At 75.8% G+C, this 14,410-nt stretch carries 12 protein-coding genes; 5 read left to right on the top strand and 7 right to left on the bottom strand.

All coding sequences use genetic code 11. From position 1 onward, the window contains the following. Positions 1 to 29: 29 nt before the first annotated feature. Entirely contained in the window at positions 30 to 3,419 is a 3,390-nt protein-coding gene (locus ACIQUR_RS28020) for a molybdopterin-dependent oxidoreductase (protein ID WP_403669832.1), read from the bottom strand. A gap of 375 nt (positions 3,420 to 3,794) precedes the next feature. On the opposite strand from ACIQUR_RS28020, the gene ACIQUR_RS28015 reads away from it, so the two are divergent. Beyond that, positions 3,795 to 4,250, top strand: coding sequence for a hypothetical protein (locus ACIQUR_RS28015; protein ID WP_403669829.1), 456 nt, complete (start codon positions 3,795 to 3,797; stop codon positions 4,248 to 4,250). A gap of 15 nt (positions 4,251 to 4,265) precedes the next feature. Here the strand turns inward: ACIQUR_RS28015 and ACIQUR_RS28010 are convergent, their stop codons facing one another. The 3 genes from ACIQUR_RS28010 to ACIQUR_RS28000 all read right to left on the bottom strand — a co-directional run bounded on the left by ACIQUR_RS28010 (position 4,266) and on the right by ACIQUR_RS28000 (position 6,700). After that, complete coding sequence (locus ACIQUR_RS28010; protein WP_403669827.1) at positions 4,266 to 4,916, bottom strand: DUF4360 domain-containing protein; 651 nt, start codon at positions 4,914 to 4,916, stop codon at positions 4,266 to 4,268. 635 nt (positions 4,917 to 5,551) lie between these two features. Further along, positions 5,552 to 6,166, bottom strand: coding sequence for a dihydrofolate reductase family protein (locus ACIQUR_RS28005; protein ID WP_403669824.1), 615 nt, complete (start codon positions 6,164 to 6,166; stop codon positions 5,552 to 5,554). Between the two features lie 114 nt (positions 6,167 to 6,280). Next, complete coding sequence (locus ACIQUR_RS28000; protein ID WP_403669821.1) at positions 6,281 to 6,700, bottom strand: CBS domain-containing protein; 420 nt, start codon at positions 6,698 to 6,700, stop codon at positions 6,281 to 6,283. A gap of 278 nt (positions 6,701 to 6,978) precedes the next feature. On the opposite strand from ACIQUR_RS28000, the gene ACIQUR_RS27995 reads away from it, so the two are divergent. Next, complete coding sequence (locus tag ACIQUR_RS27995) at positions 6,979 to 7,749, top strand: GntR family transcriptional regulator (protein WP_403669818.1); 771 nt, start codon at positions 6,979 to 6,981, stop codon at positions 7,747 to 7,749. A 49-nt stretch (positions 7,750 to 7,798) separates the two neighbouring features. Here the strand turns inward: ACIQUR_RS27995 and ACIQUR_RS27990 are convergent, their stop codons facing one another. Continuing rightward, entirely contained in the window at positions 7,799 to 8,377 is a 579-nt protein-coding gene (locus ACIQUR_RS27990; protein ID WP_403669815.1) for a DUF6328 family protein, read from the bottom strand. 221 nt (positions 8,378 to 8,598) lie between these two features. Between ACIQUR_RS27990 and ACIQUR_RS27985 the strand changes: the two genes are divergently transcribed. Both ACIQUR_RS27985 and ACIQUR_RS27980 read left to right on the top strand, forming a co-directional pair. Then, the gene (locus ACIQUR_RS27985; protein ID WP_403669812.1) at positions 8,599 to 9,894 is read left to right on the top strand and encodes an MFS transporter; all 1,296 of its coding nucleotides are present in this window, start codon (positions 8,599 to 8,601) and stop codon (positions 9,892 to 9,894) included. Positions 9,895 to 10,145: 251 nt separating this feature from the next. Next, the gene (locus tag ACIQUR_RS27980) at positions 10,146 to 11,237 is read left to right on the top strand and encodes a glutamate--cysteine ligase (RefSeq protein WP_403670170.1); all 1,092 of its coding nucleotides are present in this window, start codon (positions 10,146 to 10,148) and stop codon (positions 11,235 to 11,237) included. A gap of 18 nt (positions 11,238 to 11,255) precedes the next feature. On the opposite strand, the gene ACIQUR_RS27975 is transcribed toward ACIQUR_RS27980, so the two are convergent. After that, positions 11,256 to 12,272, bottom strand: a complete 1,017-nt coding sequence (locus tag ACIQUR_RS27975; protein WP_403669809.1) for a DUF817 domain-containing protein — start codon at positions 12,270 to 12,272, stop codon at positions 11,256 to 11,258. A 196-nt stretch (positions 12,273 to 12,468) separates the two neighbouring features. Between ACIQUR_RS27975 and ACIQUR_RS27970 the strand changes: the two genes are divergently transcribed. After that, positions 12,469 to 13,179, top strand: a complete 711-nt coding sequence (locus ACIQUR_RS27970) for a heme oxygenase (biliverdin-producing) (protein WP_403669806.1) — start codon at positions 12,469 to 12,471, stop codon at positions 13,177 to 13,179. 86 nt (positions 13,180 to 13,265) lie between these two features. On the opposite strand, the gene ACIQUR_RS27965 is transcribed toward ACIQUR_RS27970, so the two are convergent. Continuing rightward, positions 13,266 to 14,303, bottom strand: coding sequence for an HtaA domain-containing protein (locus ACIQUR_RS27965; RefSeq protein WP_403669802.1), 1,038 nt, complete (start codon positions 14,301 to 14,303; stop codon positions 13,266 to 13,268). Between the last annotated feature and the right edge of the window lie 107 nt (positions 14,304 to 14,410).

Here is a 14,410-nt window from a genome sequence, read left to right as displayed (position 1 = left end):
CCGGCTCCGATCCCGGGGGACGGCGCGTCCTAGGCGTCCAGGACCAGGTCCGTCGTGGGGACCGACTGGCAGGTGAGGGCGGTGGAGTCGGGAAGGTCGGGCGAGGTGGCCGTCAGGTGGGTGACCTCGCCTTCCAGGACCGCGCAGGCGCAGCTTTCGCACTGGCCCACCCGGCAGCCGCTGGGCAGGCGAACGCCTTCGCGTTCGGCGAGTTCCAGCAGGGTGCCGGCCGACCTGGTCCAGGTCAGCTCCCTCCCGCTGCGGGCCAGGCGGACGGTGTGCCGGGCGTCGTCCGGGATCGAGGTCACGCGCGGTGCGGCCCGGAACCGCTCGGCGAAGATCTCGAAGGGCGGTACGCCCCGGGCCGTCAGGCCCTCGGTCAGCGCGTCCAGCATCGGGGCGGGGCCGCACAGGTGGAAGCGGGCCCGGCGGGCGAGCAGGCCGTCCTCGACGTCGGCGGCGGTGATGCGGCCGCGGCGGTCGTAGTCGCGGCCGGGCAGGTCGCCGGGGGCCGGGTCCGCGTAGTGGGTGACGGTGCGCAGGACCGGCAGGCGGCGGGCGAGTTCGGCGAGGCGGTCGCGGAACGGGTGGTCGGCGCCGTTGCGGACCCCGTAGTGCAGGACCACCTCGGGGACGGTGCCGCCGCTCGTGGCCAGGGTCTCCAGATAGCCGAGGAACGGCGTGACGCCGATGCCGCCGGCCAGCAGCACCACGGGGGCGTCGGTGTCGGCCGGGATGCGGAACACCCCTGCGGGCGCGGTCGCTTCGAGCCGGTCGCCCGGCCGGAGCCCGTCGTGGATCCAGGGCGAGAGCCGGCCGCCCGGCTGCCGGCGCACGGCCAGCGCGTACGCGGTGCGGGCCGGGTCGGTGGCCGGCGAGGTCAGGGAGTAGCTGCGGGCCTCCGACGGTGCCGCGCCCTCGCGGCGCACGGTGAGGTACTGGCCGGGCAGGTGGTCGGGCAGGGGGCCGCCGTCCGCGGGGGCCAGCCGGAGCGTCCGTACGCCGTCGCCCTCCGCCCCCGTCGCGGCGACGGTGAAGGTGCGGGTGCCCTGCCAGGTGCCGTCGGACGGCTCCGGGGCGACCTGGCAGGGCACCGAGCGCAGCGGCGCGGAGCCGCTGAGCGGGTCGGTGGTGGTGTGGTCCACCAGCCGGTTGTAGTTGCTGCCGGCCGGGGTGAGCGGGTCGGCCCCGGGCAGGGCGAGGTCGGGGGCGTCCTGCCACCAGCCGTACTCGCCGACCACCACGCCGGGGTGCAGGGAGTCGTCGAAGCGGGCGCGCAGCCGGACCGAGGCGAGCGGGGTGGAGACGCGTACCCACTGGCCCTCGGTGATGCCCCGGGCCGCGGCGGTGGCCGGGCTGAGGTCCAGGCACGGGTCGGCGGCGCGGCGGCGGAGCGCGGTGATCCCGCGGTGCTGGCTGTGCACGTAGTGGCCGTGCTTGGCACAGGTGAGGACCAGCGGGAAGGCGTCGTCCACCGGGGCCGGGTCACGGTGTTCGGGCACGGGCGGGTAGCCGTAGTCGCGCAGGCGCTGGGAGTACAGCTCCACCCGCCGGGTGGGGGTGGCGAAGCCGGTGACCGTGCCGTCGGGGGCGGTGGCGGCGTACCGGCGTTCGGCGCGCTCCCGCGGGACTTGGATCCCGCCGGGGGTCGCGCGGAGCGCGTCCGTGGTCAGGCCCAGCGGCTCCAGCTGCCAGTTCCAGGCGGCTTCCAGGTCGCCGTCGAAGAACGCGTCGCCCAGGCCCGTGCGCCGGGCGAGTTCGAAGACGACCTCGGTGTCCGAGCGGGTGCCGGGCAGCGGTTCGACGATCCGGGGGCGGAGCTGGACCTGCTCCTGGGCGCGGTGGCCGGTCTCGAAGCCGAAGCGCAGGGCCTCGTGCTCGTACGCGCTGTTGACGGGGAGGACGATGTCGGCGGTGGCGCTGGTGGGGTTGTGGAACAGGTCCAGGTGGACCTGGAACTCCAGGGAGCGCAGGGCGCGGGCGGTGCGGTCCGAACCCGGCTGCGCCACCACGAGGTTGGAGCCGAAGCCGACCAGCGCCCGCACCCGGTACGGGTGGTGCTCCTCGATGGCCCGGCACAGGTCGCCGGCGTTGACGTACCCGGACGCGGGCGGGCCCAGGGGGTGCCGGTCGAGGCCGAGGGCCTTGGCACGGGCGCCGGGCGGGAAGTCGGCCGGGGTCGAGGCGGGCCGGTAGGGCGGCGGGGGCGCGGGGCGGTTGCCGCCGGGGGTGTCGAAGGAGCCGGTCAGGGCGTAGAGGGTGGCCAGGGCGCGTTCGGTCTGGGTGGCGTTGGCACTCTGGCCGACGCCGGTCCAGCCGTAGTACGTGACGGCGCGGGCGGCGCCGATCCGCTCGGCCAGGGCGCGGACCTCGCGTTCGGGGATCCAGGTGGTGGCGGCGACCCGGTCCGGGGGCCACGCGGCGCAGGCCTGGGCGTACCGCTCGAAGGCGGGGACGCAGTCGACGGTGGTGCCGTCCGCGAGGCGGACGCGGCGGGTGCCGCGGAGGGCGAGGCGCTCGGGGTGCGGGGTGGCGCGGGCGGTGTCGCAGGGGACGGCGGTACCGGCCGCCTCGTCCCAGACGGCGAACCGGGTGCCGCCGTCCGGGGTGCCGCCCGGGAGTTCGGCGGCGGTCAGGAAGCGGCCGTCGTCGAGGCGGAGGAGGAGGGGGCCGTTCGTCCAGGCGCGCACGAAGTCCTCGTCATACGTGCCGTTCTCGATCAGCAGGTGGGCGAGGCCGAGGGCGAGCGCGGCGTCGGTGCCGGGGCGTACGCGCAGCCAGTGGTCGGCGCGGAGGGCGCTGGTGGACCGCCGGGGGTCGACCACGGCGAGGCGGGCGCCCCGGGCCTGGGCGGCGGAGAGCGCGGCGGACTGGGCGAGCCAGGTCTTGGCCGGGTTGAAGCCCCAGAGCAGGACCAGGTCCGCGTGGTCGTAGTCGGGTGGCGGGAGGGGGCCGCCGAAGGTGAAGGCGTGGGCGGAGTCCTTGTGCCAGTTGCAGATCTCGGCGCTGTAGACCGTGTTGGGGCTGCCGAAGCGCCGGACGAAGCGCTCGATCCACTCGGTGGCGTCCGAGACCATGGTGCCGCTGGGGGTGGCGACGCCGAAGGCGACGGCCTCCGGGCCGTCCTCCGCGGCGATCCGGGTGAGGCGGGCGGCGATCTCGTCCAGGGCCTCGTCCCAGCCGATCGGCTCCCAGCCGGGGTCGGGGTCGGTCTTGGGGCGGGTGCGGCGCAGCGGCGTGGTGAGGCGCCGGCTGCCGTGGGCGATCTCGGCCGCGGCACGGCCCTTGGGGCACATGGCCGCGCCGGTGGGGTGGTCGGGATCGGGACGGACCGAGGTGATCCGGCCGCGCTCGACGGTGAAGACGGCCCCGCACCGCGACTTGCAGAGGGTGCAGAACCCCCGCTTCTCCTCAACCACCGCCCGGCCTCCGATCCGCTCCGGCGCCCGGCCGGAAACGCCGGGTACCCGCACGTCCCATTGCACCTCCGGGGACGGGGCCCCGGGGGCGGCAGAGGTCCCGTGACGCCGGGCCGGAAGACCTCGGGTGCGGGCGCAGGCCGGTTGCGGGGTGCGGAGGAGCCGGCGGGGGCCGGGGAGCTGCCCCTGGGCACCCAGGGACGCATGGGGTGCCCAGGGCTCCGCCAGGGGCGTCCGGGGCTCCCGCGCAGGTCGCGGCGCCCGTGGACGGGGTCCGGACGGGAGCCCAGGAGTTGCTTAAACATTCAATCGTGGCGTTTTGGGCAGGGGCGGACGTACATTCATGTGATCCCGCAAGCCCCTCTGGAGGCGGCGATGCCCGCTCCCCCTCTGCCACACCCCCGCACACCGGTGCGCTGGACGGACCACCTCACACCGGACCCCGCGCACCGGACCACCTGGTCCGCCTGCACGCGCCGGCCCGAGCTGGTCGCCTGCGGCACCGCGTGGGACGCGGTCGTCGCGCCGCTGGCCCGCGGACTGGCCGGACTCGACCACCTGCGCCTGCCCCTGGCGGGGGGCTTCCCGGTGCTCGCGGACTACGTGCGGCTCGAACTGATCGTCCAGGTGCCCGCGGGCACCGGGCACCGCTGTGCCGCCCCGGGCAGCCGCGTGCTGCGGAAGGGGACGTGGCTCCTGGTCCCGGTCGGCACGCACAGCGCCGCCTCGGCGACCTGGCTGAGCCGTCCCGACCCGGCCAGCCCGCGCTACGTCGACGCCGACCGCCTGCACCACGCGCTGCTGGCGGTCGACGCCGTCCCGCAGGACTAGGCCCTGTCTTTCGGATCAGGTCTCGGGGCACTCCTTCCACGCCAGGTGGTAGATGGTGCTGATGTTGCCGTCCGTCGAGTCCATGGTCATGTAACTCGTGGCGCCGGGCGCCGAGTTGCCCCTGGCCACGCGCAGCTCGGTGTTGATGTTGAAGTTGCGCTGCACGCCGCAGGGCGCCCAGACCAGCTGGGCCCAGTCGGTCTCGTCCGTGGCCTGCCAGTTGTCGTCGAACGGGCCGCCGAAGTCGTGCTGGCGCGCCGCCGTCTGCGGGGAGCCCTGGAAGTAGTACGAGGCCTTCTCGGTGCCGGTCGCGCCGGGGGCGAGGGAGGCGTAGCCGCGGTAGTCGGCGCTGGCGATGGCGTACGTGAAGCCGTGCGGCACGTGCACGACGAGGCTCAGCTGACAGTTGCGGCGCGCGGCGGTCGGCGGCGCACCACCGCCGACCTGGGCGATGTACTGGCTGTACGTGACGGTGAACGCGGTGTTGTCCTCGGACACCGCGAGGGCGGTGGTGTCCTTGGGGCAGCCGGATCCGTTGACTGTCGCGACGTCGATCACGATCCGGTCCGGCGGCGGGTCCACGATGCTGGAGGGGCTGGGCTGCGCGGGCAGGGCGGCGGTGAGCAGGGCGCCGATCGCGCCGCTCACCAGGAATCCACCGGCCATGGTCTCTCCCATCCGTTGCTGCGGTTCCGGGCGGCACGCGGGCGGCTGCGGGCGTGCCGTGGGAGTGGGGGGTGCGCCCGGCCGCGCAGGCGGCCGGGCGTCGCGGTCCTGTGCGCGGGACCGGAAGCGGAACTCGAAACGGAACTGGAAACGGCACTGGAACGGGCATGGCTGTGTGCGCCATGGGGGACACCGGCCCGCGAGGGCCGGTGCCGGAATCGTAGGGAGGCCGGGCACGCCGGAACAGGGCGACGTCCGGCCAAAGCGCGCGCGGACGACGGCCGTTCGGCGGCCGGAATACGGTCCAGAGCGCCCGGCAGGTCCTCGGCGGGCCGTTCGCGGAGCGTGGCGGCGGCGTGCGGCGCGCCCCGCTCCAGCCGGGGCCAGTACCGGCAGCGGAGTGCGGCCGGCATCACGACCAGACCGGCTCCCCGGCCGGCGGCACGCGGCCGTCCGGCCCGTACGGGAACGGCCGGCGGAACCGGACCTCGTCGTCCTCCCGGGTGCAGACGGGGCGGCTGCCGTACGCGCCGGGCCGGCCGTCCTCGGCGTCGCGGACGAGGTGACCGCGGCAGGGGCAGGGGCGCCGCGTATCCAGGATCCGCGTCTCGCCGGCCGGCGGGCCGGCGGCGCGGCTACCCCTCGTGCCGCGGCAGATGCGTCTTGGCGTCGTCGTAGCTGCCCGTCCCGGGGGCCGCGGCGGGGGCGTAGACGAGGTTGAGCACGCCGGTGGTGAACGTCTCGGCGGATTCGAGCTCCAGCGGTACCGCGGGGCCCCCGTCCTCGAACAGCCGCATGCCCGAGCGCACGGCGATCGGGTGCACGAGCAGGTGCAGCCGGTCCAGCAGCCCCGCGGCGAGCAGCTGGCGCACGACCGACACCGAGCCGCTGATCCACACGGGGCCGCCCGGCTCCGCCTTCAGGGCCGCGACCGCCTCGGTGAGGTCGCCGTCGAGCTGTTCCGAGTTGCGCCAGTCGAAGGCCGGGCGGCCGCGCGAGACGACGATCTTGCGGGCGTCGCCGAGGACCTTGGCGAAGGGCGCGTCCTCGCCGCCGGCCGCCTCCCGCTCCGGCCAGGCGCCGGCGAAGCTGTCGTACGTACGGCGGCCCAGGAGCAGGGTGTCGGCCCGGCCGAGGGTGGCGTCGACGGCCCGGCCCATCTCGTCGTTGAAGTAGGGGAAGTGCCACTGGTCCGGCGCCTCGACCACCCCGTCGAGCGAGATGAACAGCTGGGCGGTGATGGTCCTCATGCGGGCTCTCCCTGGGTGTGGGGTGGCTGGCTCCTTCCAGTAGACGACGGGAAGGGGGCCCGCACGACTTCCCGCGCGGGCCCCCGGGGCGGGGCCCGGCCCGGAGGGCCCGTCCTAGGTGTTGGCCTCCGCGGCCGAGATGTCGGCGAGGGCCGAGGACGGGTCCTTGTCGAGGGCGAGGTCGCCGATGGAGACGATGCCGACGAGCTTCCCGTCCTCCGTCACCGGCAGCCGCCGCAGGGCGTGTTCGCGCATGAGGGCGACCGCGCGGTCGATGCCGTCGTCCGGCCCCACCGTGACGGGCTCCCCGCTGCAGACGGTCTCGACGTCCGTCGTCGCCGGGTCCTTGTCCTCGGCCATGGCGCGGACGACGAGGTCGCGGTCGGTCAGGATGCCGCGGAGCATGCCGTCGTCGACGACGAGGACGTCTCCGATGTCGGCGTCGCGCATCTTCCGGGCGGCCTCGCTGAGCGAGACCTGGGGTGCCACGGTCACCGGGCGCTCGGTCATCACCTCGTGGATGAGCTGGGACATCCTGTCGCCTCCGGTGCTGGGAATCGGGTGGGTCTCCCGCGCGGGTACCCGGGCCCGCCCCGGCCACACCCCGGCCGGCGGCGCCGGTACCCGGTGGTTTCCGGACATCCTCCGGCGGGTGGCCGGGCCGCACGGCGGCCCGCCCGCGCGGGGCGGAGCGGCGGCCGGGAGCGTTTTCGGTCAACCGGGAGGCCCAGGCACCCGAGAGGTATAGACCACTGCTAGAGTGGTAGCACTCCCCACACGTCCGATCACCCCCGGTCACCGGAAGGTCCGCCGTGTCCACCACGCATCTCTCCGGCCCTCGCGCCGACTCCACGCCCGCGTACCAGCGCATCGCCGCGGCCCTGCGCGCCGAGCTCGGCGGCTCCATCGCGCCCGGCGCGCGGCTGCCCGCCGAGCGGGCGCTGTCCGTCCGCTTCGGCGCCAACCGCCAGACCGTGCGCGCCGCGCTCCAGCTGCTCCGCGCGGAGGGCCTGGTCAGCACCGACCGCCGCGGGACGTACAACGCCGCGGCCGCCGCCCCGCCCGTACGCCGCCCCAGCGCGCCGGACTTCCCCGGCGGCCTCGCGCCCCGGCCGGGCACGACCACCCGGTCCCTGCTGCGCGTCGCCGGCCTCCCGGCCGCTCCGGCCGCCGCGATGGGCCTGGCGGCCGGCCGGCAGGTGCTCGTCCACCAGCACCAGCTGGTCGACGGGGACGGCGTGCTGCTCCAGCAGGCCCGCACCTGGTTCTCGCCCACGGCCGTGGACGCCGTCCCGGAACTGCGCCGGCACCTGCGCGAGGCGCCCACCGACCACGCCGAGCTGCGCCACCTGCACGCGTGGTTCGAGCGCGAGGGGCTGGCCGCCCGGGTGACCGACACGATCAGCATCCCGGCACCCCACCGCTCGGGCCACCAGCCCGCCCCGGCGGTCCGGCGGACCGTGCACGACCAGGACGGCCGCCCGCTGGCGATCACCGATCTCAGCTACCCCGCCAGCCGCCAGCTCGTCTGGCACCACACCCGTCCCACGACCACCAGCGCGCCCTCCATCCACCTGGCCTGAGGCCCGGCGCCCCGGACCGGGCCGCGGGACGCGGCGCGCCCCGCGCCGCTCAGCCCGGCGACGACGTATCCGCCAGGGCCCGCCGCAGGGTGGCCGTACGCCGCAGCATCGCCGCCGGTACGAGCCAGCAGCCCCCGAACCACAGGAGCAGGGCGGCGTCGGCGAGCAGGGCGGCCCCGGGGCTGAGGACCAGCCGCAGCACCAGGAGCAGCGCGAACGCGACCATGGCCAGGAACAGGACGAGGCCGGCCACGGTGAGCCGCGCCGCCCACACCACCGCCTCCGGCTTCACCCCGAGGCCGGTGACCAGCCGGTGCACGCAGACCGGGGCGGTCAGCGCGCCGGTGGCCGCGGCACCGAAGACGACGCAGGCCACGTACAGGTGGTGGTCGGTGGCCGCCAGCCGGGCGAAGGCCGGCGTGAACGCGGCGGTGAGCAGGAAGGCCAGCAGCAGCTGGACGCCGGTGAGCGCGACCCGTACCTCGTGGAGCAGCTCGCACCAGAGCCGGTCGGCGCGTTCGTCGGGGCTCTCGCTCCGCTCGCCGGGGCCCGGTGCCCGCACTCCGCCCCGGAGCGGGGCGCCACTGCCCCGGCCGGTCTGCGGGGCGGCCGTCCAGCGGATGCGCATGGCGGTCACCTCCGGGTCGGGCGGCTCGCGGTGCGAGCCCGTGCACCCGCTGCTACCCGGGGCCGGTGCGGCTAGCCCCGGTGCGGCCACTCACGTCCCCCACCCGCGCCGTTCCCCGCCCCGGCCGTTCCCCACCCGGGCCGGCCCCCGCGCCGACGGCTGTGCCCGCGCCCGGATAATCGGTTGCCCGGACGGGCGGCGGTCCCCGACGATCGACGGCTGTGAGCAAGACCCTTCTGTCCTCGGTGGTGCCCGATCTGAGCCCCTGGCGTTCGAGCCGCGACTTCCGGCTGCTCTTCTACCAGGGCACGGTGAACTTCTTCGGCTCGTTCATGGCGATGATCGCGCTGCCGCTCCAGATCAAGCACCTCACCGACTCGCCGCTGGCCGTCGGCGCGATGGGCGCCGTCGAGCTGATCCCGCTGGTCGTGTGCGGCCTCTACGGCGGGGCGCTCGCCGACGCCGTCGACCGGCGCCGGCTCATCCTCCTCACCGAGGCCGGTCTCGGCCTGCTGGCCGTGGTGCTGCTGGTCAACGCGCTGCTGCCGGACCCCATGCTGTGGCCGCTGTACGTGGTGGCGGCCGGCGTGTCCGCGCTGGCCGGGCTCCAGCGTCCGGCCCTGGACTCGCTGATGGCGCGGATCGTGCCGCACGACCAGATGACCGCCGCCGCGGCCCTCAACGCGGTGCGCTACCAGATCGGCGCCATCGCGGGCCCGGCGCTGGCCGGCCTGGTCGTCGCGTACGCCGGCTACGCCCCGGCGTACGCCGTCACGGTGGCCGGCTTCGTCCTGTCGGTGCTCCTCTGCGCGCGGCTGGCCCCGGCGCCGCCCGCGCGGGACGCGGAGCGCCCGTCGCTGCGCGGCATCGCGGAGGGGGCGCGGTACGCGTGGAGCCGGCCGGTGCTGCTCGGCACCTACGCCGTCGACCTGGCGGCCATGTTCTTCGCCTTCCCGAACACGATCTTCCCGTTCCTGGCCGACGAGCTGGACGCCACCTGGGCGCTCGGCCTGATGTACGCGGCGGGTGCCGTCGGCTCGCTGCTCCTCGGCCTGACCAGCGGCTGGACATCCCGGATCCGGCGGCACGGGCTGCTGGTGGTGTGCGGTGCGGCGGCCTGGGGCCTGGCGGTCGCCGCCGCGGGATGGGTGTCCGGCATCTGGCTGGTGCTGGTGTGCCTGGCGGTCGCGGGCGCGGGCGACATGCTCAGCGGGCTGGGCCGGGCCACCATCTGGAACCAGACGATCCCGGACGAGCTGCGCGGCCGGCTGGCCGGCATCGAGGTGCTCTCGTACAGCGTCGGCCCGCAGCTGGGCCAGGTGCGGGCGGGCACGATGGCGGGCTGGACCGGCACCCGTGCCGCGTTCTGGACCGGCGGGCTGGCCTGCGTGGCGTCGGTGGCCGCACTGGCCGCGCTGCTGCCGAAGCTGATCACGTACGACGCGCGGACGGACACCGACGCGCTGCGCCGGCGCGCTGCGAAGGAGCCGGCCGGCGCCCCCACCGGGCCCGCCTGACCGTCCGCCGGGAGGCGGCCGTCCGCGCGGCGGGCCCCTCCCGGTGGGTGGCAGTCCTGGGCCGTTCGCGTGAGCACCGCGCCCTGCGCGCGGCAGGGGGCGTACGACGCGACGATGATCGGCACGTGTCGACCGGAACCGGACCCTCCCCCCACGCGCCCGGCGGCGCCGATCCCGTGCCGAGCCTGCCGGAAGCCGCCGCGGAAACCGAGCCCACCGCCACGGACCCCGACCCCGCCACCGGGCCGTCCGTGCTGACCATCGGCGTGGAGGAGGAGTACGTCCTCCTGGACGCGTCCGGCATGCCGGTGCCCCGGGCGGACGTGGTGATGGCCGAGGCCGGCCTGGAGCCGAGCGTGGAGGGCGCGGAACTCCAGCACGAGCTGCTCCAGTGCCAGATCGAGGTCGCCACGCCCGTGTGCACCCAGCTGGCCGAGGCCGCCGGGCACCTGCTGCGGCTGCGGCGGGCGCTCGGGCAGGCCGCCGAGGACCACGACTGCCGGCTGGCCTCCTGCGGCACGCCGCCGCGCAATCCGCGCTCCCCCGACGTCACGGACGCGCCCCGCTACCGCGACCTGTCCGTCCGCGCCCCGCAGCTGGTGGCGGAGCAGCTGGTCTGCGGCACCCACGTGCACGTGGCGGTGCCGAGCCGGGACGTCGGCGTGGCGGTGCTCAACCGGATCCGGCCCTGGCTGCCGGTCCTGGTGGCGGCGGCCGCGAACTCACCGCTGTGGAACGGCCGGGAGACCGGCTTCGCGAGCTGGCGCACGGTGGTCTTCGGGCGCTGGCCGGTCAGCGGCCCCCCGCCGCTGTTCGCCGACGCGGCCGACTACGACCGGCGCGCCCGCGACCTGCTGGCGGCCGGTGTGGCGCGCGACACCGGGCAGCTGTACTGGCAGGCCCGGCTGTCGGACCGGTACCCCACCATCGAGGTGCGCTGCGCCGACGCGCAGTTGTGCGTCCACGACACGGTGATGCTGGCCGGTCTGGTACGCGGCCTGGTCGGCCGGGCCATCGCGGACCACGACGCCGGGCGGCCGGTGCCGCACTGGCCGCCGGAGCTGATCCAGGCGGCCAACTGGCACGCCGCCCGGTACGGGCTGACCCACACGCTGCTCTCCCCGCACGGTTCCGCGCGCCCGGCGCGGGCGGTGGTCCGGGAACTCCTGGACCACACCGCGCCGGAGCTGGAGCGCTCCGGCGACCTCAGGGAGGTCGGGCGGCTGGTGGAACGTCTGCTGGAGCGCGGCACGGCGGCCGAGCGGCAGCTCCGCGCCCACCGCGAGGGCGGCCTCGCCGGGCTGCTGGAACTGCTCACCGCGGACGCCGATTCCGCACCCTGACGCCCGCGGGCGCCGGCGTCACCCTCCGGGAGGGCGGGCCGGAGAGGGTTCGGCGGCGATCGGTGGCGGGACCGGTGGCGTGGGGGCGGGCACCGTACCGCCATGGGCGGGCACCGTACCGCCGGGGTCGGGCACCGTACCGCCGAGGTCGGGCACCGTACCGCCGGGGACGGCAGCCGGATCCGGAGCGGCAGCCGGATCCGGCGCGGCGCCGGGCCGGGGGTGCGTGCCGGAACCGGGGTCCGCGCCGGAGGGGCGGGGGGCCTTCCTGGCGACCAGCGCGTGGACCAGGGCGAAGGTGACGCTGATCAGCAGCGCCCAGGACGCCCACTTCGAGAGCGGGACCGGCTCCCAGGCGCCCAGCTGCGAGGGATAGCTCCAGGCCCCGAAGTACGTGGCGATGTTCTCGGCCACCCACAGGAAGAACCCGATCAGGGTGAAGGCCAGCGCGAGGGGCATGCGGCACCACCGCTCCCCCACCCGGTAGTGCACGGTGGTCCCGGCCGTCACGGCGAGCAGCAGCAGGCCCAGCACCCAGCGCAGGTCGGGCAGCCAGTGGTGGGTGAGGAAGTTGGCGTACAGCGCGGCCGCCACCAGCGCCGTCGCACGCACCCGGTAGCCCGTGACCCGCAGGCCGAACAGCCGCCAGGCGCGGCACACGTAGCTGCCGACGGCCGCGTACATGAAGCCCCCGTACAGCGGCACCCCGGCGACCTTGGTGAGGGCCGGCTCGGGATAGCTCCACGAGCCCACCCGCACCTTCACCAGTTCGAAGGCCAGTCCGAGGAGGTGGCAGACGGCGATGACCGCCGCCTCGCGGCGCGTCTCCCACCGCAGGACCAGGAAGGCGGCGGTCAGCAGGATCCCGTACCCGAGCAGGAGGTCGTAGCGCGCCACCGGAAGCCCGGGCAGCACGGTGGACAGGGCCATGCCGCAGAACAGCGCGGCGGCGAAGAGGCAGGCGCGGACCTGCGTCCAGCCGAACAGCGCCAGCCGCCTGAGGAACCGCGCGGTACTCGCCGTGATCGGGTGCATGCCCTACGGGACGGGCCGGACCCGTGTGTGGTTGCCGGGCGGAGCGGGTAGATAGAGGAAAAGTTTTCCGACAGACCGTCGGCAAACCGTTGACTTAGGTATACCTAAGTCGGAGGATCGGAGGGTCGGCGCGTCGCCCTGAACGGGCAGCGGCCGCGCCGCTTCCGCATGCCCGTTCTTCTTCCTGGAGGCCCTCTTGGACCCCGCCGGCACCCCCGCCGCCCCCGCCGCCCCGTCCGCCGCCCCCGCCCCGGCCGGGCCGGCGCCGTTCTCCGAGCTCATCCGGACCGCCTCGCACGCCCAGCACACCGAGGCGGAGAACTCCGGATTCATGAGCGACATGCTCGGCGGGCGCCTCGGGGTGGACGCGTACGCGCGGTACACCGAGCAGTTGTGGTTCGTCTACCGCGCCCTGGAGGACTCCGCGCGGGAGCTGGCGGCGGACCCGGTGGCCGGCCCCTTCATCCGCCCCGAGCTGTTCCGGGTCCCGGAGCTGGAGCGGGACCTGGCCCATCTGCGCGGCGCGGACTGGCGGTCCGCCGCGCACGCCCTGCCGTCGACGCGCGCGTACGCGGCCCGGGTCGAGGAGTGCGCGCGGGACTGGCCGGCCGGTTACGTCGCGCACCACTACACCCGCTACCTCGGGGACCTGTCGGGCGGTCAGATCATCCGCGGTACCGCCGAGAAGACCTGGGGCTTCGCCCGCAAGGGCGACGGGGTGCGGTTCTACGTCTTCGAGCAGGTCGGGAACCCGGCGGCCTTCAAGCGCGAGTACCGCGCGCTGCTGGACGCGATAGCGGTGGACGACCTGGAGAAGCGGCGGATCGTGGAGGAGTGCAACAGCGCCTTCTCCCTCAACACGGCCGTCTTCCGGGAGCTGGGTGAGGAGTTCCGGCCCGCGGCCTGAGCCCCGGCCCGTACGCTCGCGGTGAAGGCCCCCGTCCGGAGTCCCGTCCGGACGGGGGCCTTCGGCCTCGGCGGGCCGCCCTGCGGTCACGCCCCGTCGGCCGCCGTACGGCGCTTCCGGCCGGCCAGGACCAGGCCCGCCCCGGCGCCGACGACCAGGACGGAGGCACCGGCCAGGGTGGTGGCGGGCACGGAGGCGCCGGTGGTGGCGAGGCTGCCGCCGGCGGTCCCCGTCCCGCCGGTGGTCCCCGTCCCGCCCGTGCTCGCCATCCCGCCCGAGGTCCCGGCACCGCCCGTGGCCCCGGCCGAGCCGCCGCCCGCGCCCGCGGCCGTCCCCGTGCCGCCCGGGACCGCGCCCGGGGTGAGGGCGACGGACAGGCCCACCGGGTCCAGCGCGGTGCCGGCCGGGTAGAAGTCGCCGAACGCCTTGGCGCCGGCCGCCGTGACGGTGGCCTCCACCCCGGTCACGGTCAGGGTGCCGCTCTTCGCCCTGAGGTCGGCGGTCGGGGCCTTCAGGTCGGCCAGGGGCACGTCGTCCGTCTTCTTGCCGAGGCTGTTGACGTCGGCGGTCAGCACCCCCTTGCCCCGGTCGAGCTTCACCCTGAGGTCGCTGAGGGTGAGGTCGAGGCCGTACGTGCCGCCCTGCCGGTGGCCCTTGAAGGTGACGGCCCCGCGGAAGGCCGCGTCGAGGGTGTCGGCTGTGGTGTCGTACCGGCCGCCCTTGACGAAGGTGAACGCCCCGTTGCCCGCCGCGCTGGTGGCGCCGCCGGAGACGGTGATGGTGCCGGCCGCCGGCCCGGTCACGTACGCGCGGAAGGACTGCTTCACGCCACAGTCGAGCCTGCCGCCGGAGATCTTGCCCTCGGCCGGCACCGCCGGGGGCGAGGCCGGGCGCGTGGGCGCCGGCGTGCCCGGCGCGGCGGACGTCGTCGGGCGCGGCGCCGTGGTGGAGGCGGGCGCCGAGGGGGTGGGCTTCGTGGTGGGGGTGGTGGGCTCGGCCGTCGGCGTCGGGGAGGGCTTCGGGGCGGTCTCCTTCGGGGCGACGGTGAGCGGGGAGCCGGGGGCGCCCTCGTACCCCGGGCTGCCGAGCGCGTCGGCGGCCTCCTTGGTGAGGGTCGTGGGCATGTCCTTCATGGCGCGGTTGACGGTGACGACGGCGAGCGGGACGTCGTCCCGGACGGCGCCGTTCCCGGTGACGTCCGCGGTGAGGCGGCCGTGGGTGCCGTCGAAGG

The sequence above is a fragment of the Streptomyces sp. NPDC101132 genome, assembly GCF_044759225.1.
GTDB lineage: Bacteria > Actinomycetota > Actinomycetes > Streptomycetales > Streptomycetaceae > Streptomyces.
Note: the sequence above shows the minus strand (reverse complement) of the source record. Positions and strands in the feature narration are given on the sequence as shown.